This is a genomic window from Sciscionella marina DSM 45152 (assembly GCF_000379465.1).
Taxonomy (GTDB): Bacteria; Actinomycetota; Actinomycetes; order Mycobacteriales; family Pseudonocardiaceae; genus Sciscionella; species Sciscionella marina.
On record NZ_KB905380.1, the window covers coordinates 1,087,664 to 1,103,978 of the forward strand.

The window sequence follows — 16,315 nt, forward strand, 5'->3', positions numbered from 1 at the left end:
GGGGTCGTTTACCTCGGCCTGACCTCGCGAACGATACCCTCGCGCGCAATGGTGGGACTCGAGTCGACGAAACAGGTCGCGAAGGTCACCGGTGCCGATTCGATCAACCGCACCGATACCCGATTCGGTATCCATGCCACGGATCTGGGCATCCTCTGGGCAGGCGGTGACGGGCGGCTGCGGGTGCTGTTCGGCGACACCTACGGCGCCGGCTGGTGTGGTGACGGCGCGGGCCCGGAACACGCCGAATGGCGCAGCAACGTCCTCGCGTTCGCCGGACCCGGTGCACTCGAGGACGGGCTGCGGCTCGCGGAGGCGGTCACCCGGAAGGACGGCAGCGCCACCCAGGTACTGCCCAGCGCACCCGGCGAGCTCACGGTGATCCCGAACTCCGGAATCGCGCTCGGCGACCGGGATTTCGTGCACTACATGTCGATCCGGCAGTGGGGCGAACCCGGCACCTGGCAGACCAATCACGCCGGGATCGCGGTCTCCGCCGACGGCGCCCGGACCTGGACCAGGCCCGATACCGCGATCTGGCCGAACACCGCCGACTTCGGCCAGAAGTTCCAGATCGGCGCGTTCGCGCACGCGGCCGGATACGTCTATCTGTTCGGCACCACCAACGGCCGGTTCTCCGATGCCTTCCTCGCCCGGGTACCGGAAGCGGAGATCCTGGACGCCAGGGCCTACGAGTACCGCACCGCGAACGGCTGGTCCGGCGAGGACACCGCCGCGGTCGGCGTGATTCCCGGTCCCATCGGCGAACTCTCCGTGGGCTACAACGAGTATCTCGGCGCCTGGGTGGCGCTGCACCTCGACGAGCACCGCGCGGCGATCGTGCTGCGCACCGCGCCGGAACTGGACGGACCGTGGTCGGCGGGCACCGTCCTGGTCAGCGGCGCGGACTATCCGGCGCTGTATGGTGGATATCTGCACCCGGGCTCGCTCGGCGGGCCGGATCTGCACTATCTGATCTCGCAATGGAGACCGTATAACGTGTTCCACCTGTGCAGCAGACTGACCAGATCCGCCTGATCATGCACCGGCACGGGCTTCCCGTTCCCCGCAGGAGATCCGTGCGCCCGAACCTCCCCTGACCTACCCCGTACTTGGAGCCGAGCCATGTCCGTGCGGCCTGACCTGCCCGATGCCCGCCGCTGGGGCCGTGCCTGCGCCTCCATGGTGCTCGGGCTGGTGCTCGCGGCCGTGGTGAGCCTGGTGATCCAGTGGATCGCGAACAAGGGCAACGCGCCGTGGCCCTCCTCGGTCCGGAAGAACTACGTCGGGCTGACCATGGCCGTGGTCATGCTCGGCTGCCTCGGGCTGCTGTGGTGGAACCGGTGGACGCGCACCGCGTCCTGGATACTGCTCTCCGCGGCCGTGACCCTGCCGCTTTCGCTTGCCCTGATGGGCAGCCGGTACTACCTCGGCGGTCTCGCGGTGGACCAGAACTTCCGCACCGCGTACCTGACCCGGATGACGTCTTCCCCGGCGCTGGCCGATTTCACTTATCACGGCCTCGCGCCGTACTACCCGAGCGGCTGGTTCTGGCTGGGCGGGCGGTTCGCGAATCTGCTCGGGCTACCCGGGTGGGCAGCCTTCAAGCCGTGGTCGATTCTCACCCTCGCGCTCATCACGGTCATCGTCTACGAACTGTGGGCGCTGGTCGCGAGCAAGCGGCTGGCGTTCGTGCTGAGCCTGTCCACCGCGATCATCGGCATCCTGCAGGGCGCAGAAGAACCCTATTCCTGGCTCGCCACCGCGACCATCGCGCCGCTTTCGGTGCTCGCCTGGAACTGGGTCTTCGCGCTGGCCCGGCACCGCTCGGCACAGGTCACCGGCGGCCTGTCCACCGCGATCGTGCTCGGGATCGCGCTCGGTGTCTTCGGGGATTTCTACACCCTGCACATGGTTTTCTTCGCCTTCACCCTGATCGTGCTCGCGGTACTCGGCTGCTGGCAGTCCAGGAGGACCGCCGAGGACCCGATTCCGCTCTCCAGTGCCATCGCGGCGCTGGTGCGCCACGGCGTGCTGCTGGCCGTGGTCGCGGTGCTCGTGCTGCTGCCGGTCTGGTGGCCGTACCTGTCCGCGATCCTGGGCGGCGGCCACGGCTCGAACATCGCGCTGCGGTACCTGCCGCCGGGTGGCGCCGAGGTGCCGACCCTGATGCTGCAGTTCTCCCTCGTGGGCCTGGCCTGCCTGCTCGGCCTCGGCTGGCTGGTGTGGCGGTTCCGGCACAGTTCGGTGGCCAGCGCCCTGTCCGTGGTCACCCTCAGCTGCTACGCCTGGTACCTGCTCTCCATGCTGGCCCTGGTCTTCGGCACCACCTTGCTGGCCTTCCGGATCTACAACGTGCTCACCGTCGTGCTGGTGTGCGCCGGAGTGTTCGGTGCGGTGGCACTTGCCCGGTTCCTCGGTGACCGGCTGAGCGCGCACCGCACGCGGATCCGGTTGCTGGCCGCGGTTCTCGGCCTCGGCTCGCTGATCGGGATATTGCAGGGGGTGCCCGCGATCGCCTCCGGCGACAAGCAGGCCTTCGGCAACTACTACCCGGACGGTGCCACTCCGGTCGGGCGTTCGGATCCCGCCGACAAGGACTACTGGGTGCCCCGGCTCAATACGGCCGTCCGCGAGATGACCGGGCGGGAACCGCAGCAGAACATCCTGCTCGCCAACCAGCCCATCCTGATCACCACCTCGCCGTACTGGTCCTATCAGGCCTCCAGTCCGCAGTACGCGGATCCGCTCGGCCGGTTCGGTGAACGCAACGACCAGATCCGGCACTGGGCGCAGGCCCGCGATTCGGCGCAGCTGGACAGTGAACTCCGGGGCAACGACAAGGAATCGCCCGATGTGTTCGTGCTCGAACGCGGCGCCAAGGGGCTGACCTATTCGATGAAGAACGATGCCTTCCCCGCGAACCCGAACATCACCGTGGAGAAGGTCGATTTCGACCCGAAACTGTTCGACTCCCCCGCCTTCCACCGCCGCGACGTCGGGCCCTACGCGGTGATCACCCGGAACCCCTGACGCCGGATCTACCGGTGTGCGCCAGTCCCGGATCGCCGCGCGGGTCGGCACCGGGCACGAGCCGCCCGGACCGGTCCCGGCCGATCGCCTGCACCCGGGACATGTAGGCGGACACCCGGACATCGTTGCCCAGGGCGCGCAACTGCTCGGCACCGTCCAGTGCGGGTTCCACGAACACGGTGCGGTCCTGCTCGCTGTGCAGCCGCGGCAGGGTCACCGCGGCGTCCGTGGCAGTGCCGCCGAACAGCACCTCGTGGGCGACCTGGAACACGGAGGTGACGAGGCGGCTGCCACCGGGTGCACCGGCGGCGAACCGGAAACCGTTGCCGTCGAAGGCGATCAGCGGCGCTCCGGTGCCGATCCGGGCACCGGGACGGATGGAGTCGGGGTTATCCGGGCGCGGATCGTAGTGTCCGAGGAAATTGTTCAGCAGGTAGCCGAGTTCCGGCACCAGATAGCCGCTGCCGCCGACCGAACCCGCCGAGTGGGTGATGCACACGGCGTGTTCCTCGTCTACGGCGGTGACGTGAGTGGTCCCGTCGCCCGGCTGCATGCCGCGCACCCGTACCGGATCGCCGCCGCGGATGCGCTCCACCCAGGCGCCGAGCGCGTCCGCGTCCAGTGCCGCGCGCACGGTGTCCGCGACGTCCTCCTGCCGGGTCGCCTTGATGTACCGATTGTCCGCGAAGCTCGCCCGCATCACCGCGGCCAGCCGGTCCCACCGTTGCGGTCCCCGCGGTTCCCCGGCCAGCCGCAATCCGTGCGCGAGGCCGAGCATCTGCAGCACCTGCAGGCCGGGACTGGGCGGTGGCGCGGTGTGCACCAGCGTTCCGGCGATCCGATGGGTGGTGGCCGGTGCCGGTTCGGCGCGATATCCGGCCACATCCGCGGCGGTGATCAGCGAACCGTCCCGGTCCAGCGCGGCAGCGAGGATTCCGCCGAGGCTGCCGTGCAGGAAATCCGGAAGCCCCGCCGTGGCCAGGTGATCGAGGATGTCGGCGATCCACGGCTGCGCGAACCGGTCCCCGGCCCGGTAACCGGATCCGTCGGCACGCAGATACCGGGCCGCGCTCTCGGGCTGGGCGGCCATCTTGTCCGCCAGTGTCGGGTATCCCGGCCTGCTCGCGTGCGAGTCCCCCGCGGATCCGGCATCCCACCAGCGGCCCAGATACGGGGTCAGGGTGAATCCCTCGCGGGCCAGCCGGGTGGCACCGGACAGGATATCGGCGAGCCCGATCCGCCCGGATCCGTGCCCGGCCAGCAGGGCGTCCATGGCGTCCACGAATCCGGGCACCATCACCGCACCCGGACCGATCTGGTTGGGTTCCCCGCGCACCGCGTAGCGGCCGAAGGTCTCCACCCTGCCGAGCAGCCGCCGCGCCCAGGATTCGGGCACCGGCCCGCTACCGGTCGCGGCCTCGCCGTTGATCGCGGTGACCGTTCCGGTGCGCAGATCGGCGTGCAGCACCAGCGCGGAACCACCGAGCCCGCACAGCAGCGGGTTCACCACCGACTGCGCGAAGGCGGCGCCGATCGCGGCGTCCACCGCCGAGCCCCCGGCGCGCAGCAGCTGCCCGCCGACCTCGGCCGCGTGTCGTTCACAGGCCACGAGTACGGCCATGCGAGGCACTCCTTCTAGTCGAGTTCCCAGTCCCGGGTTTCCGGCAGCAGCCAGATGAGCACCACGGTCAGCACGGTGCACAGGCCGAGCGCCATCGCGATGGCGTTGCCGAGGCCGAGCTGCCCGGAGGTCCAGCCGATGACCGCGGAGATCAGGCCGGTGAACAGCGCACCGAACTCGTAACAGATGCCCGCACCGGAGGCACGCACCCGGGCCGGGAACAGTTCGGTGAACAGCGCGCCCTTTCCGGAAGCCTGCGCGGCCATGAAGAATCCGACGAGCGCGGCCAGCAACAGGTTGAACCACAAGGCATCCACGGCGACACCGAGGAACAGCAGCCCGAACACCGCGGTGCCGAGATAGAACGCGGTGAACGCCCACCGCCTGCCGATCGCGTCGTGCAGCTGCCCGCCGAGCACATAGCCGAGCCAGTTTCCGGCGATCATGAACCACAGGTAGATGGCGGCTCCGCTGATGCTCAGCCCGCGTTCCTGCGCCAGATACAACGGGATCCAGGTCTGGATCGCCTGGGTGCTGCCCAGCCCGGCGGCACCGAACAGGGCGCCGATGATGGTGCGCCTGCGCAGCCCCGCGCCGAACAGTTCTCGGTAGACCCCGCGTTCCCGGGGTTGTGTCCCCGCCGAAGCGGTGGTGTCGGGTGCCTCGCGCAGCGCCCGCCGCACGATCAGCGCGACGATGGCCGGAAGCAGGCCGACGAGGAACATCACCCGCCAGGCGGTCGCCGGGGCGAACACCAGGTTCGTGATGAGAAAGGACAGATTCGCCAGCGCCCAGCCGACCGACCAGGCCGACTGCACCCAGGCCAGGGTCCGGCCGCGGCGCTGCTGATCCGCGTACTCGGCCATCAGCGCCGCGCCCACCGGCCATTCCGCGCCGAGGAACAGCCCGGCGAGCGAGACCCACAGCATCAGCTGGGGCAGATCCTGCGCGGTGGCCACCAGAGCGGTGGCGATGCTGTAGCCGATCATGATCGCCACCAGCACGCGCACCCGGCCGAACTTGTCGGCCACCCGCCCGCCGATGATCCCGCCGACCGCGGTGACCACCGCGACGGTACCGGTGACCACCCCCGCATCGGCCTTGGTCAGCCCGAGCGCGACCAGGATCCCGGCCATGGCCAGCGGCAGGATCTGTTTGTTGAACCCGTCGAGCCCCCAGCCCGACCAGGTCGCCCACAGCGCCCTGCGGGCCAGTGATCGCCTCGCGGGTGCGGTGGTCACCGGAGTCGACATCCTTGTCCTCCTTGGTTTTTCGGGAATGTTCAGTCGGTTCCGCGATAGGTCCGGCGCGCAGCCGATTCCGAGACCCGGCCCGCGCGCACGTCCTCGGCGAGGCATTCCGGATCGCGCTCACGCGGATCGCCGGCACCACCGGAGCCCGGGCTCTCCACCCGGAGTACATCGCCTTCGCGCAGTTCCACCCCGGAGATGCGTCCCGAGGCCAGTACCCGTTCGTCGGGACGCCCGGGATTGAGCACGAACCGTCCGCTCGTGCCGTCCGCGCCGCCGTGGGTGCCCCACGGCCTGCTGTGCTGCCGGTCGGCGTGCGCGGAGAACTCGGCCCGTTCGGCGCGCACCCGGATGTCGCGGCGCACCCCGAGCCCTCCCCGGTATTCGCCCGCGCCACCGGAATCGGTGATCAGCTCGTAGGTGTCCACCAGCAGCGGGTACTCCTGTTCCAGTGCCTCGATCGGCAGGTTGGAGGAGTTGGTGATGTGCACCTGGACCGCGTCCATCCCGTCCTTGTGCTGCCGGGCGCCACCGCCACCGGCCACGACCTCGGGGTAGACGAAGAATTCCCCTTCGTGTTCCCCGGAGAAGGTCACATAGGTGACGGTGCTGTGGCTGGCGGAGGGCACCCGGTCCGGGACGGCCTTGGCGAGCGCCCCGAGCACGGTGTCGGCCACCCGCTGGCAGGTGTCGGTGCGCGCGGTGACCGGGGCGGGCTCGGCCGGGTTCACGATGCTGCCCTTCGGCGCGCTGATCCGCACCGCGCCGTAGAATCCGCCGTTCGGCGGGATTCCCGGATCCAGCACGGCCTTGAGCGCGTAGAACACCGTCGCCTCCAGCGCCGGGCGCACCACGTTGATCCCGACCGGGGACTGTGGCCCGGTTCCGGCGAAGTCCAGGGCGATCGACTGCCCGTCCACGGTGACCCGCACCCGGATCTCGGTCGGTTCGCCGCCGTCGTCGGGATCGAGCACATCGGTGAACGTATAGCTGCCGTCGGGCACCTCGGCCACCGCCGCGGCGAGCCGGTTGCGCGCGTGCTCCAGCAGATAGTCGGTGGCCTCGGCCACGGTTTCGGTGCCATAGCGGGAATGCAGTTCGAGCAGCCCGCGCTCGCCGAGCTCCACCGAGGCCAGCTGGGCGAGCATGTCCCCGCGTCGCTCGGCGGGCAGCCGCGAGTTGAGCGCGATGAAGGCCAGCGGGGCGTGTTCGGTTCCCGCGGCGGTGGCGAACCGGACCAGCGGGATGCGCAGTCCCTCCGCGTACAGCGAGGTGGAGTCCCCGGCGTTGCTGCCCGGCACTCGGCCGCCGATGTCCGAGTGGTGCGCGATGTTGGCGCTGTAGCCCACCAGCCGTCCGCCGGAGAACACCGGTTTGACCATGGTGATGTCCGGCAGATGGGTGCCGCCGCCGTAGTAGGGATCGTTGGTGATGAACACATCCCCTTCGCGCACGGTCAGATCCGCGGCGAGCAGGGCATCGATCAGTCCGGTCATCGAACCCATGTGGATGGGCATGTTCTCCGCCTGCGCGACCAGCTTTCCCTCCCGGTCGAACAGCGCGGTCGAGCAGTCGCTGCGTTCCTTGATGTTGGTGGAATAGCTTGCCCTGCGCAGCGCCGCGCCCATCTCCTCGGCGATGCTCACCAGGGACGCGCCGATGACCTGCACGGTGATCAGGTCCATGAGTGCCCCTCCAGTTCGATGAGGATGTTGCCGTACTCGTCCACCCGGGCGTGCGCACCGGGTGTGATCACGGTGGTGGTGTCCATCTGCTCGACGATCGCCGGACCGTCGAACCGTTCTCCCGCGCCCAGATCCGCGCGCCGGTACACCGGGGTGCGCACCGGATCCCCGGCGTCGAAGTCGACCATGCGGTGCTCGATCGGTTCGGTGGCACCGGATTTGCCGGGCAGCCGCGGGATGACCGGCCGGGGTACCTCGGCGGTCGCGGTGAGCGCGAGCTCCACCAGCTGCACCGTGGCCTGTTCGTGCGCGTAGCCGTAGGCCTTGGTGTGCGCGGCATGGAAGGCGGCGGTGAGGTGTGCCAGTTCCGGACCGCCGAGGGTCGCCGAGTCCACGATGGACTGTTCGAGTGGGACGGTGAGTTCGAAGTTCTGCCGCGCGTACCGCATCCGGGCCACCCCACTGATCGTGCGCGTGGCACCTTCGGGAGCCTGCTCGTCCAGCCAGTTCACCGCCGTGGCCCGCAATCCGGCCAGTACCTCGTTCACCGCGCCCAGTTCCCGGTCCCGCGCATCGGCGAGCACGGCATGGGTGAACTCGCCGCGGATATCGGTGGCCAGCAGGCCGAGCGCGCACAGGGTTCCCGGATTCGGCGGTACGAGCACGGTGGACATCCCGACCTCGCGCGCCACTTCCACGGCGTGCAGCGGGCCCGCCCCGCCGAAAGTCACGAGCACGTATCCGCGCGGGTCCTCCCCGGCCTCGACCGAGACCTTGCGCACCGCACCGGCCATGTTCACCGCCGCGATGCGCCCGATTCCACGGGCCGCGGTGGCGTTGTCCATGTGCATCCCCTGCGCGATCTCGGCCATCGCGCGTTCGGCCGCGGGGTAGTCGACCGCCAGTGCCCCGCCGAGGATGAACCGGGGATTGAGCCGCCCGCGCAGCACGTTCGCGTCGGTGACCGTCGGCCGCTGCCCGCCGCGCCCATAGGCCGCGGGCCCCGGCTGGGATCCAGCGCTCGCGGGGCCGACCTCGAGCGCCCCGCCACCGTCCACCGAGGCGATACTGCCTCCGCCCGCGCCGACCGTGTGAATGTCCAGCGAGGGGGTGCGCACCGGGCGCCCGTTGATGCTCCGCTGTGCGCTCGGGGTGGCCTCCCCGCCCGCGACGAGGCACACATCGGTACTGGTGCCACCCATATCGAAGGTGATCAGGTCGGTGTATCCGGCCGTGCGCGCCAGGTGCACCGCGCCGACCACCCCGGCCGAGGGGCCGGAGAGCAGGGTACCGACCGGATAGTTCCGCACTGCGTCCAATGTGGACAGACCGCCGCCGGAGCCGATCACCCGTGGCTCGACCGGAACCCCGAGCTCGGCGATACGCCCGGCGAGCCGGGACAGATAGCGCTCGATCCGCGGCCCGACATAGGCGTTGACCACCGTGGTGGAGAACCGCTCGAATTCGCGGAACACCGGGGCGATGGCCGCCGAGGAGCACACATAGGCCTCGGGGAACAGCTCGCACAGTCGCCGCACCGCCGCCGCCTCGTGCTCGGGATTACGGTAGCTGTGCAGGAAACAGACCGCGATCGCCTCCGGCGCGTACTCGGCGATGCCTCGTGCGGGACCGCTCAGCGCGTCCTCGGTGAGCGGGACGAGCACCTTCCCGTCCGCGTCCACCCGCTCGGCGACCGGGTACACCTGCTCCCGTGGGACCAGGGTGGCCGGCTTGTCCGCGTCCAGGTCGTAGAGCGCCGGCCGCTGCTGACGGCCGATCTCCAGGATGTCGCGCATCCCGCCGGTGGTGAGCAACGCGGTGCGCGCACCGTTCTGCTCCAGCACCACGTTCGTCGCCACCGTGGTGCCGTGCCCCAGATACCCGATCTCAGCGGCGGGTTTCCCGGTGCGCTCCAGGATGGCCCGCACTCCCTCGGCGACCGCGATCGACTGATCCTGGGTCGTGGACGCCAGTTTGTACACCTCGAACGCGCCCGTCTCCGTGTCGAGCGCGGTCACATCGGTGAACGTCCCGCCGACGTCGATACCGATCCGCAGCATGCCCTTCTCCTCTCGATCGTCTCTCGGTCAGGCGGCGATCCGCTCGATCCCCAGGTGTTCCACGGACCATTCGGTGCGGCCCTCGCAGACCAGATCGGCGACGGCCTCGGCGAACACCGGGGAGAGTTTGAAGCCGTGCCCGGAGAATCCGCCCATGGCAAGAATGTTCGGGCTGCCCGGCACCCGGCCGATGATGCCGTGATTGTCCTCGGTGTAGCCCTCCATATAAGTCCGCACACTCAGCGGTTCGGCGCGCAGGCCGGGGAGGCAGCGGGTCACCGCACTGGTCACCCGCCGGAGGTAACCGGTGTCCACCACCGGATCGAGCCGTTCCGGGTCCGGCACGGTGGATTTCTCGACATGCAGATTGATCTTCACCCCGTCACCGACATCCGGGAAGAAGGAGAACCGGTTCTCCCCGTCACTGCGCCGCATGCCGACCGGAAACCGTTGCGGCGCCCAGTATCCGGGGTCGGTACCGGCGAACCAGCACAGCACCGCCCTGCGCACTTCCACCGCGCGGCGCAACATCGGGAACGCCTCGCCGATCCACGGCCCGGTGCACACGATGACCTGGTCGAAGTGTTCGGTGTGCCGCCGCCCTTCGCGCCGGTAGTGCACCGCGACCCCGGTGCGGGATTCGCTGACCTCCTCGACATAGGTCCCGGTGTGCACACTCGCGCCCGCTTCGAGCGCGCAGGAGCTCGCCGCCCGGACCGCGCGCGCCGGATGCAGCAGCCCGCCTTCGCGGTCCAGGAAAGCGAGATCGCCCTCGAAGAGCCGGTGCTGCGGATACGCGGATTCCTCGACCAGCTCGCCGTCGATCGACCACTGCCGCGCGACCTCCAGCACCGTGCGCACATCCGAGTCCTCGGCCGAGCCGACGGTCAGCGCACCGTGCGGTTCGAACAGCCGCTGTCCGGTCCGCTCCTCGAGCTCCAGCCAGGCACGCCGGGCCGCGCGCAACAGCGGGACATAGCGCCCGCCCTCCTTGTAGGCGATCCGGAAGATCCTGGTCTGCCCGCCCGCGGCGCCGCGATCGTGCCCGAGCTCGAACCGCTCGAATCCCGTAGCCTCGATCCCGCGCATCGCGAGCTGACGCAACACCTGACTGCCCATGGTGCCCACACCGACGACGCCCACCCGGATCTGCTGAACTGGTGCCATGAGGCTGAACGTAGCATTTACTTCGCATAGAAGAAAGTAGGCGACGTGAACACTTCACCATCGCTCGGTCGGCGCATCGCCCGCGCGGGCCAGCTCGCCGCGGGAGAACGCGCGGTCGCCGACTACCTGACCGAGCACCCGGAGGAGGCCGCCGTGTCCTCCGCCGCCCAGCTCGGTGCGGTCACCGGGACCAGCGATGCCACCGTCATCCGCACCGCGCGCAAGCTCGGCTTCGACGGGCTCGGTGAACTCAAACGCGCGCTCGTGGAACACGTGGCCCGGCGCCGTGATCCGGCCAAGGTGCTCGGTGAGCGAGTGAAGCGGCTGCCCAGCGAAGGGGCGACCGTGCTGGACGCGGTGCTCGGTGCCGGGGGAAACCTGCTCGAACAGGCCCATTCGCTGATCCCGCAGCAGCAGTGGGCGGAGAGCGTGCGGCGGCTGTCCACGGCGAGCCGGATCTGGGTGTTCGGCATCGGACCGAGCGGCACCATCGCGGAGAACTTCGCCCTGGCACTGCGCAGGGCCGGGATCGACGCGGATTCCTGGACCGCGACCGGTTTCCGGCTCGCCGACGACCTGCTGCGGGTGCGCGCCGAGCACGCCGTCGTGGTCATCGCCCCGCTGCGGGTGTTTCGGGAGACCGAGATCGTGCTCGGACACGCGCACACCGCGGGCGCCTACACCGTGCTGCTCACCGAGGCATTCCAGATCCTCGAGCCCGACCGCGCCGACCAGATCCTGCGGTTGCCCGAATCCACCGCGGGCGCGGCGAACGAACTCCTCGTCCCGCTCGCCCTGCTGCACGGGCTCGCGCTCGAACTCGCCGCCCGGGATTCGGATACCGCCGTGCACCACCACGAGGACCTCAACACGCTCCGCTCGGAGATCACCGGAACCCCCCTGGACGGCACCGCGCTGTGGTCCGAACACTGAACCGGTCCGAACGGACGCGATCAGCGCGCGATCGCGGCCGGATCCGCCGTGGCCGGGGTCGCCGAGGGGACCAGGTCGAGCGCGGCGAGCATGCGCGCGGTCTCCACGAACTGGTGCACCGGACCGGCGTCCAAGTCATTGCGCCAGGCGATCGCCAAGGGGGACGGTGGCAGATCCTCGACCGGGACGAAAGCCAGCCCGGGACGGTCGTAGAACCGCTGGGTGGAGGCCTGGGTGAACGCGACCCCGCGGTCGGCCAGGATCGCCTCGAAGCATTCGTCCACGCTGCCGACCTCGGCGCCGAGCCGGACGGTGTACGGGCCGCGGGACTCGGCCGCGAGCCAGAAATCCCGCCAGTACTCGGGTGCCCTGCGCCCCACGAACGGTTCGCCGACCACGTCTTGCACCGATACCCGGGAGCGCCCGGCCAGGTGGCAATACTCGGACATGACGAGCACTCGCGGTTCGACGAACAGCGTTTCGATGGACAGCCAGTCCTGGACCAGCACCGGTGGTCGGACGAAGGCTACATCGGTGCTGCCGTTGGCCAGTCCGACATAGGGATCCGCGAAATCGTAGGACCGCATCTCGACCTGTACCCGCGGGAACCGGGTCTGGAAGGCGGCGAGGATCTTCGGGGTCAGTTCGGCGGCCGCGTTCGCCTGGAAACCGACGATCAGGCTGCCGTTCCCGCCGTTGAACGCGGCCTCCCTGGTGCGTGCGGCGAGCCGTTCGGCACCGGTGAGCAGGCGCTCGGCCTCCTCACGGAACACCATTCCCGCCCTGGTCAGGGTCACATGGCGGCTGTCCCGCTCGAGCAGCCGCGCACCGAGCTGGTGTTCGAGCTTACGGATCTGCACGCTCAGTGACGGCTGGCTGATGTGCAACCGGGCCGCCGCACGCCCGAGGTGGAGCTCGTCGGCGACGGCCACGAAGTAGCGCATCAGGCGCAGCTCTGGCGGTTCGGCCACGCGGTCATGGTAAGCGCGCGGAGCCCGCGGGACCAATTGTTCTGGGCTATCGATCCGTTGCTCGCAGGTATTGGACGCTCGCCGAGCGTGCGGGATTGGATGACCTGCGTCGCACCGCGAATCGGCGGTTCGTGACATCCCCATTCATCCGCTCAGAGAGGAGCAGTTGATGACAACGGCTACTCGCGCCCCCTCGGCCCGGGCGTGGGCCGAGGCATTCGCCGAGGCCAGCAACACCGACGCGGAAATTCAGGCGCACGGCAAATACTTCACGTGTTCCTATCTGCTCGACGCCGCCGAACGCAGCTACGTGATCCAGGTCGAATCCGGCAGGGTCACCGGGATAGCCGTCGATCCGGGGCCACTCGATGTTCCCTACCAGTTCGCGATCCGGGCGAGCGCGCAGACCTGGCGCGAATTCGGCACCCCGGTCCCGGCGCCCATGTTCCACGGCATCTGGTCCGCGACCTTCCGGCGCGATATGCGCCTGGAGGGCGAGGTACTCGTCCTCATGCAGAACCTGCGCTGCATCACCCGGCAGATCGAACTGCTGCGCATCGTCGGTTCCCCGGTCTGAGGCCCTGACGAAGAAAGGACCATCATGAGCAAGATTTCCCCGGTCACCGGGCACTACATCACGATCGAGGTCGACGGCCTCGAATACAAGGTCTTCTACCTGGAGAACGGCACCGGCCAGCCGCTGGTCTGCCAGCACACCGCGGGCTGCCACAACCACCAGTGGCGTGACCTGCTCGAGGACGAGGAGATCACCGCGAACTATCGGGTCATCGCCTACGATCTGCCCCGGCACGGTAAGTCCGATCCGCCGGAGAACACCGAGTGGTGGAAGCAGGAGTACAAACTCACCGCCGAGCACTACGTCAATTTCATCCTCGCGCTCTGCGATGCCCTGGAACTGAAGGACCCACTGTTCATGGGTTCCTCGTTCGGCGGAAACGCCGCGTTGCAACTGGCCCTGCGCCACCCGGACCGATTCGCGGGGGTGCTCGCCGTCGAGGGCGCGGACTACTCCCCCGGTTTCTACCTCGACTGGTGGCAGCACCCGCACGCCAACGCGGCCCAGGTCTGCGCCAGCGGGACCTGGGACCTGATGGCCCCGCAGTCGCCCGAATCCGACCGGTGGAAGACCTGGTTCTACTACTCCCAGGGTTCCGAGGCGTTCAAAGGCGATCTGCACTTCTACTCGGTGGACCACGACCTGCGCGATCGGCTGGACGAGATCGACACCGACCGCTGCCCGGTCGTGATGCTCACCGGCGAGTACGACTACCTCACCACTCCGGAGGACAGCGCCCGCACCGCGGGCCGGATCAAGAACGGCAAGTTCATCGAGATGCCCGAGATCGGGCACTTCCCGATGAGCGAGAACCACGCGCGGTTCCGGGTGCACCTGCTGGAAGCACTCGAGATGCTGCGGAATCCGGCGGCCGCCCCGGTGTGACGGGCCGCGGCCGATGGGAGACCGCCACTTCCACCGGCCGCGGACTCCCGCCACGGCACAGCACGCTCTCCTCGAGCTTTCGCGCGTGCCGTGCCACCGAAGCGGCATCCTCGGCGTGGCTCGCGCGGTCACCCTGGACGAAGTCGGCCACCGTGCTCAGATTGTGCGCCAAGGACTTCCCGGTCTCCGCGAGCCGCGGATCCTCAGCGGCGGTGGTGGCGAGACTGCGTGCGTGATACGCGCTGGTTTCCAGTAGGTCCAGCAGATATCGGGCGCGGCTGCGTCTGCCGCGCAGTGGGCTGGCCGGATGGATCAGCGGCTGGGCCGAGGCACGGAAGGCGTCCAGCTCGGTGTCCACCGCCCGTGCCGCGTCCAGCAGCTGCCCCGGTGATGTTTCGGCGGGCCGGGCGCAGGCCTGGCCGAGGAAGGCCCGCATCCGGTGCAGCACCTGGGCCAGTTGCTCGTCGGTGCGGCGCCGCGTGCGATGTGGCAGCACCAGCAGGGCGGCGAGCAGTCCGCTGGCCGCGCCGAGTGCGGTCTCCTCGATCCGCAGCACCAGCACGGCATCGCTGTAGGTGCCGAGCAGGGTGTACAGCAGGCCGACCATCGTGGTGATCAACAGCGACATCAGCAGGTACGACACCGCGGCGAGGTAGAAAGCCCCGAAAAGGCCGAGTAGCACCAGCACGAAAGTCATCCACACGTGCCCGGCGACCAGCGCGGCCAAGCCGATCCCGGCGAAAGCCCCGGCGAAGGTCCCGGCCAGCCGCCGGTATCCCTTCAGCAGCACCTCGCCCACCGAGGAGGTGTTGATGTAGACCACCCAGCACGCGAGCATCGCCCAGTACCAGCGCTGCGTGGACAGCAGCTCGCCCCCCAGAATGGCCACCGCCGAGCCGATCGTGACCTGCACGGCAGCCCGGGTGCCGGGGTGGCGCAGGCCGCCCGGCGTCTCGACAACCGCCTCCTCCCAGGCGGGCGAACCATCGGGATCCCGCGCTTCGGTGTCGAAGGCGTGCCGCAGCTCCATACCGGCCCGGGTCAGCTCGCCGAGGGCGCGGTAACTCTCCCGGAGCTCCCCGGTGACCGGGCCCTCCACGCGGTAACCGAGCAGCCGCTCGCGAATCCGCGCGAGCGGGGTTCCCGGAGCAGGCCTGCGGGGGCGGGCGATCAGCAGGCGCAGTGCACGCAGCTCCGCGGCGAGTCCGGGATCAGGCGTGGAACCGTTGCGGGACAACAGGATTCCCAGTCGCCCGGCCGCGGTCTCCGCTTCGGCGATCCGCCGCTGCACCAGCCGGTGCACGCTCGCGGTGTCCGATCTGGACTGGATCATCAGGGCGCACTGGTGCAGCCGGGCGTTGTTCCGGTGCAGCGCGGTCGTCGCGGTGGCGCCGGGTTCCGCCTCGGCCACCGCGATCATGGCATCCACGACCGCGGCCAGCCGCGCCCGGAAGGAGTGCCGGAGCCGGCGCAGCGCGCGCTCCGGTGTGTCCCGGATCAGGCACAGCAGCACCACCGCGGACGAGCCGATCGCCAGGGCCACCACGAAACAGAGCACCGGCAACTGGTCCGGGCTCGCGTGCGCGAACTGCGCGGTGAAAAAGAACTGGAACGCGATACCGCCGAGCGCATCGCAGCGCCGCCCGTAACGCCGGACGAATACCACGGTGAAAATCAGCAGCAGCAAGGCGACATCCGCGATGACCCGGTGCGGCGCCAGTACCGTGCCCAGCGCCAGGGCCAGCACACCGACCGGTACCGCGGCCGCGAGCGTGATCGCCTTGCCGCTCGGGCGGGGATCGCTGACCGTCGCCCCGGCGGCCATGGCACCCATCGCGCCGACCAGCACCACCCGCGCGGGCGCACCGGCAAGGCCGAGAACGAGCAGGGTGAGCAGCACCCCGCCGACGGTGGAAACCGCGCTGAACAACCGGATCAGCCCGGGATCGGAGGCGAGGAAGCGGTCCCGGACTTCGGCTCCGCTGCGCCGTGCCGCCGTGAACCGGGCGCACCGCGGGACGGAAATGGTCGATCGGATTCGGGCATGCTCGCGTCTTTCGCGCGCGGCGGTCACCGCGATGCGCCTCCTTCATGGGCCAGGCGTACTCCCCAATCATCGGGCGCGGGCACTGA

General features: G+C 69.5%; 12 protein-coding genes. 5 read left to right on the forward strand and 7 right to left on the reverse strand.

What is annotated here, in order from left to right:
• Window positions 1–48 precede the first annotated feature (48 nt).
• Both A37U_RS0105310 and A37U_RS42315 read left to right on the forward strand, forming a co-directional pair.
• Window positions 49–1,038, forward strand: a complete 990-nt coding sequence (locus A37U_RS0105310; RefSeq protein WP_020495580.1) for a DUF4185 domain-containing protein — start codon at window positions 49–51, stop codon at window positions 1,036–1,038.
• An 87-nt stretch (window positions 1,039–1,125) separates the two neighbouring features.
• Window positions 1,126–3,033, forward strand: a complete 1,908-nt coding sequence (locus A37U_RS42315; RefSeq protein WP_083933187.1) for an arabinofuranosyltransferase — start codon at window positions 1,126–1,128, stop codon at window positions 3,031–3,033.
• Here the strand turns inward: A37U_RS42315 and A37U_RS0105320 are convergent.
• From A37U_RS0105320 to solA, 5 genes are read right to left on the reverse strand one after another with little or no spacing between them, the layout of a single operon-like run.
• Window positions 3,017–4,654: a gamma-glutamyltransferase gene (locus A37U_RS0105320; RefSeq protein WP_020495582.1), complete on the reverse strand. Its 1,638-nt coding sequence runs from the start codon at window positions 4,652–4,654 to the stop codon at window positions 3,017–3,019. The two genes, A37U_RS42315 and A37U_RS0105320, sit on opposite strands and share 17 nt — an antisense overlap.
• Before the next feature lie 14 nt (window positions 4,655–4,668).
• Window positions 4,669–5,907, reverse strand: a complete 1,239-nt coding sequence (locus tag A37U_RS0105325) for an MFS transporter (protein ID WP_020495583.1) — start codon at window positions 5,905–5,907, stop codon at window positions 4,669–4,671.
• A 29-nt stretch (window positions 5,908–5,936) separates the two neighbouring features.
• Window positions 5,937–7,589: a hydantoinase B/oxoprolinase family protein gene (locus A37U_RS0105330; protein WP_020495584.1), complete on the reverse strand. Its 1,653-nt coding sequence runs from the start codon at window positions 7,587–7,589 to the stop codon at window positions 5,937–5,939.
• Window positions 7,580–9,649 (reverse strand): hydantoinase/oxoprolinase family protein, encoded by a 2,070-nt coding sequence (locus A37U_RS0105335; protein ID WP_020495585.1) that lies wholly within the window; start codon window positions 9,647–9,649, stop codon window positions 7,580–7,582. Before A37U_RS0105335 ends, A37U_RS0105330 begins: the two co-directional genes overlap by 10 nt.
• A 27-nt stretch (window positions 9,650–9,676) precedes the next feature.
• Window positions 9,677–10,816 carry an N-methyl-L-tryptophan oxidase gene (gene solA, locus A37U_RS0105340; protein ID WP_020495586.1) on the reverse strand — a complete coding sequence of 380 codons (1,140 nt, stop codon included), beginning with the start codon at window positions 10,814–10,816 and terminating at the stop codon, window positions 9,677–9,679.
• 45 nt (window positions 10,817–10,861) lie between these two features.
• On the opposite strand from solA, the gene A37U_RS0105345 reads away from it, so the two are divergent.
• Window positions 10,862–11,749, forward strand: coding sequence for a MurR/RpiR family transcriptional regulator (locus tag A37U_RS0105345; RefSeq protein WP_020495587.1), 888 nt, complete (start codon window positions 10,862–10,864; stop codon window positions 11,747–11,749).
• Between the two features lie 20 nt (window positions 11,750–11,769).
• Here the strand turns inward: A37U_RS0105345 and A37U_RS0105350 are convergent, their stop codons facing one another.
• Window positions 11,770–12,720, reverse strand: coding sequence for a LysR family transcriptional regulator (locus A37U_RS0105350; protein ID WP_026196898.1), 951 nt, complete (start codon window positions 12,718–12,720; stop codon window positions 11,770–11,772).
• Window positions 12,721–12,889: 169 nt separating this feature from the next.
• Here A37U_RS0105350 and A37U_RS0105355 point away from each other — a divergent pair, with 169 nt between their 5' ends.
• Window positions 12,890–13,297 carry a hypothetical protein gene (locus A37U_RS0105355; protein ID WP_020495589.1) on the forward strand — a complete coding sequence of 136 codons (408 nt, stop codon included), beginning with the start codon at window positions 12,890–12,892 and terminating at the stop codon, window positions 13,295–13,297.
• A 24-nt stretch (window positions 13,298–13,321) separates the two neighbouring features.
• On the forward strand, window positions 13,322–14,182 hold the full coding sequence (locus A37U_RS0105360) for an alpha/beta fold hydrolase (RefSeq protein ID WP_020495590.1): 861 nt from the start codon (window positions 13,322–13,324) through the stop codon (window positions 14,180–14,182).
• Here the strand turns inward: A37U_RS0105360 and A37U_RS49330 are convergent.
• The gene (locus tag A37U_RS49330) at window positions 14,067–16,256 is read right to left on the reverse strand and encodes an FUSC family protein (RefSeq protein WP_020495591.1); all 2,190 of its coding nucleotides are present in this window, start codon (window positions 16,254–16,256) and stop codon (window positions 14,067–14,069) included. The genes A37U_RS0105360 and A37U_RS49330 overlap by 116 nt on opposite strands.
• Between the last annotated feature and the right edge of the window lie 59 nt (window positions 16,257–16,315).

Bases quoted from the DNA above. Each gene is read 5' to 3' on its own strand.
- solA (WP_020495586.1), bottom strand. From the start codon at position 10,816: ATGGCACCAGTTCAGCAGATCCGGGTGGGCGTCGTCGGTGTGGGCACC.
- A37U_RS42315 (WP_083933187.1), top strand. From the start codon at position 1,126: ATGTCCGTGCGGCCTGACCTGCCCGATGCCCGCCGCTGGGGCCGTGCC.
- A37U_RS0105330 (WP_020495584.1), bottom strand. From the start codon at position 7,589: ATGGACCTGATCACCGTGCAGGTCATCGGCGCGTCCCTGGTGAGCATC.
- A37U_RS0105360 (WP_020495590.1), top strand. From the start codon at position 13,322: ATGAGCAAGATTTCCCCGGTCACCGGGCACTACATCACGATCGAGGTC.
- A37U_RS0105355 (WP_020495589.1), top strand. From the start codon at position 12,890: ATGACAACGGCTACTCGCGCCCCCTCGGCCCGGGCGTGGGCCGAGGCA.
- A37U_RS0105310 (WP_020495580.1), top strand. From the start codon at position 49: ATGGTGGGACTCGAGTCGACGAAACAGGTCGCGAAGGTCACCGGTGCC.
- A37U_RS0105325 (WP_020495583.1), bottom strand. From the start codon at position 5,907: ATGTCGACTCCGGTGACCACCGCACCCGCGAGGCGATCACTGGCCCGC.
- A37U_RS0105335 (WP_020495585.1), bottom strand. From the start codon at position 9,649: ATGCTGCGGATCGGTATCGACGTCGGCGGGACGTTCACCGATGTGACC.
- A37U_RS0105320 (WP_020495582.1), bottom strand. From the start codon at position 4,654: ATGGCCGTACTCGTGGCCTGTGAACGACACGCGGCCGAGGTCGGCGGG.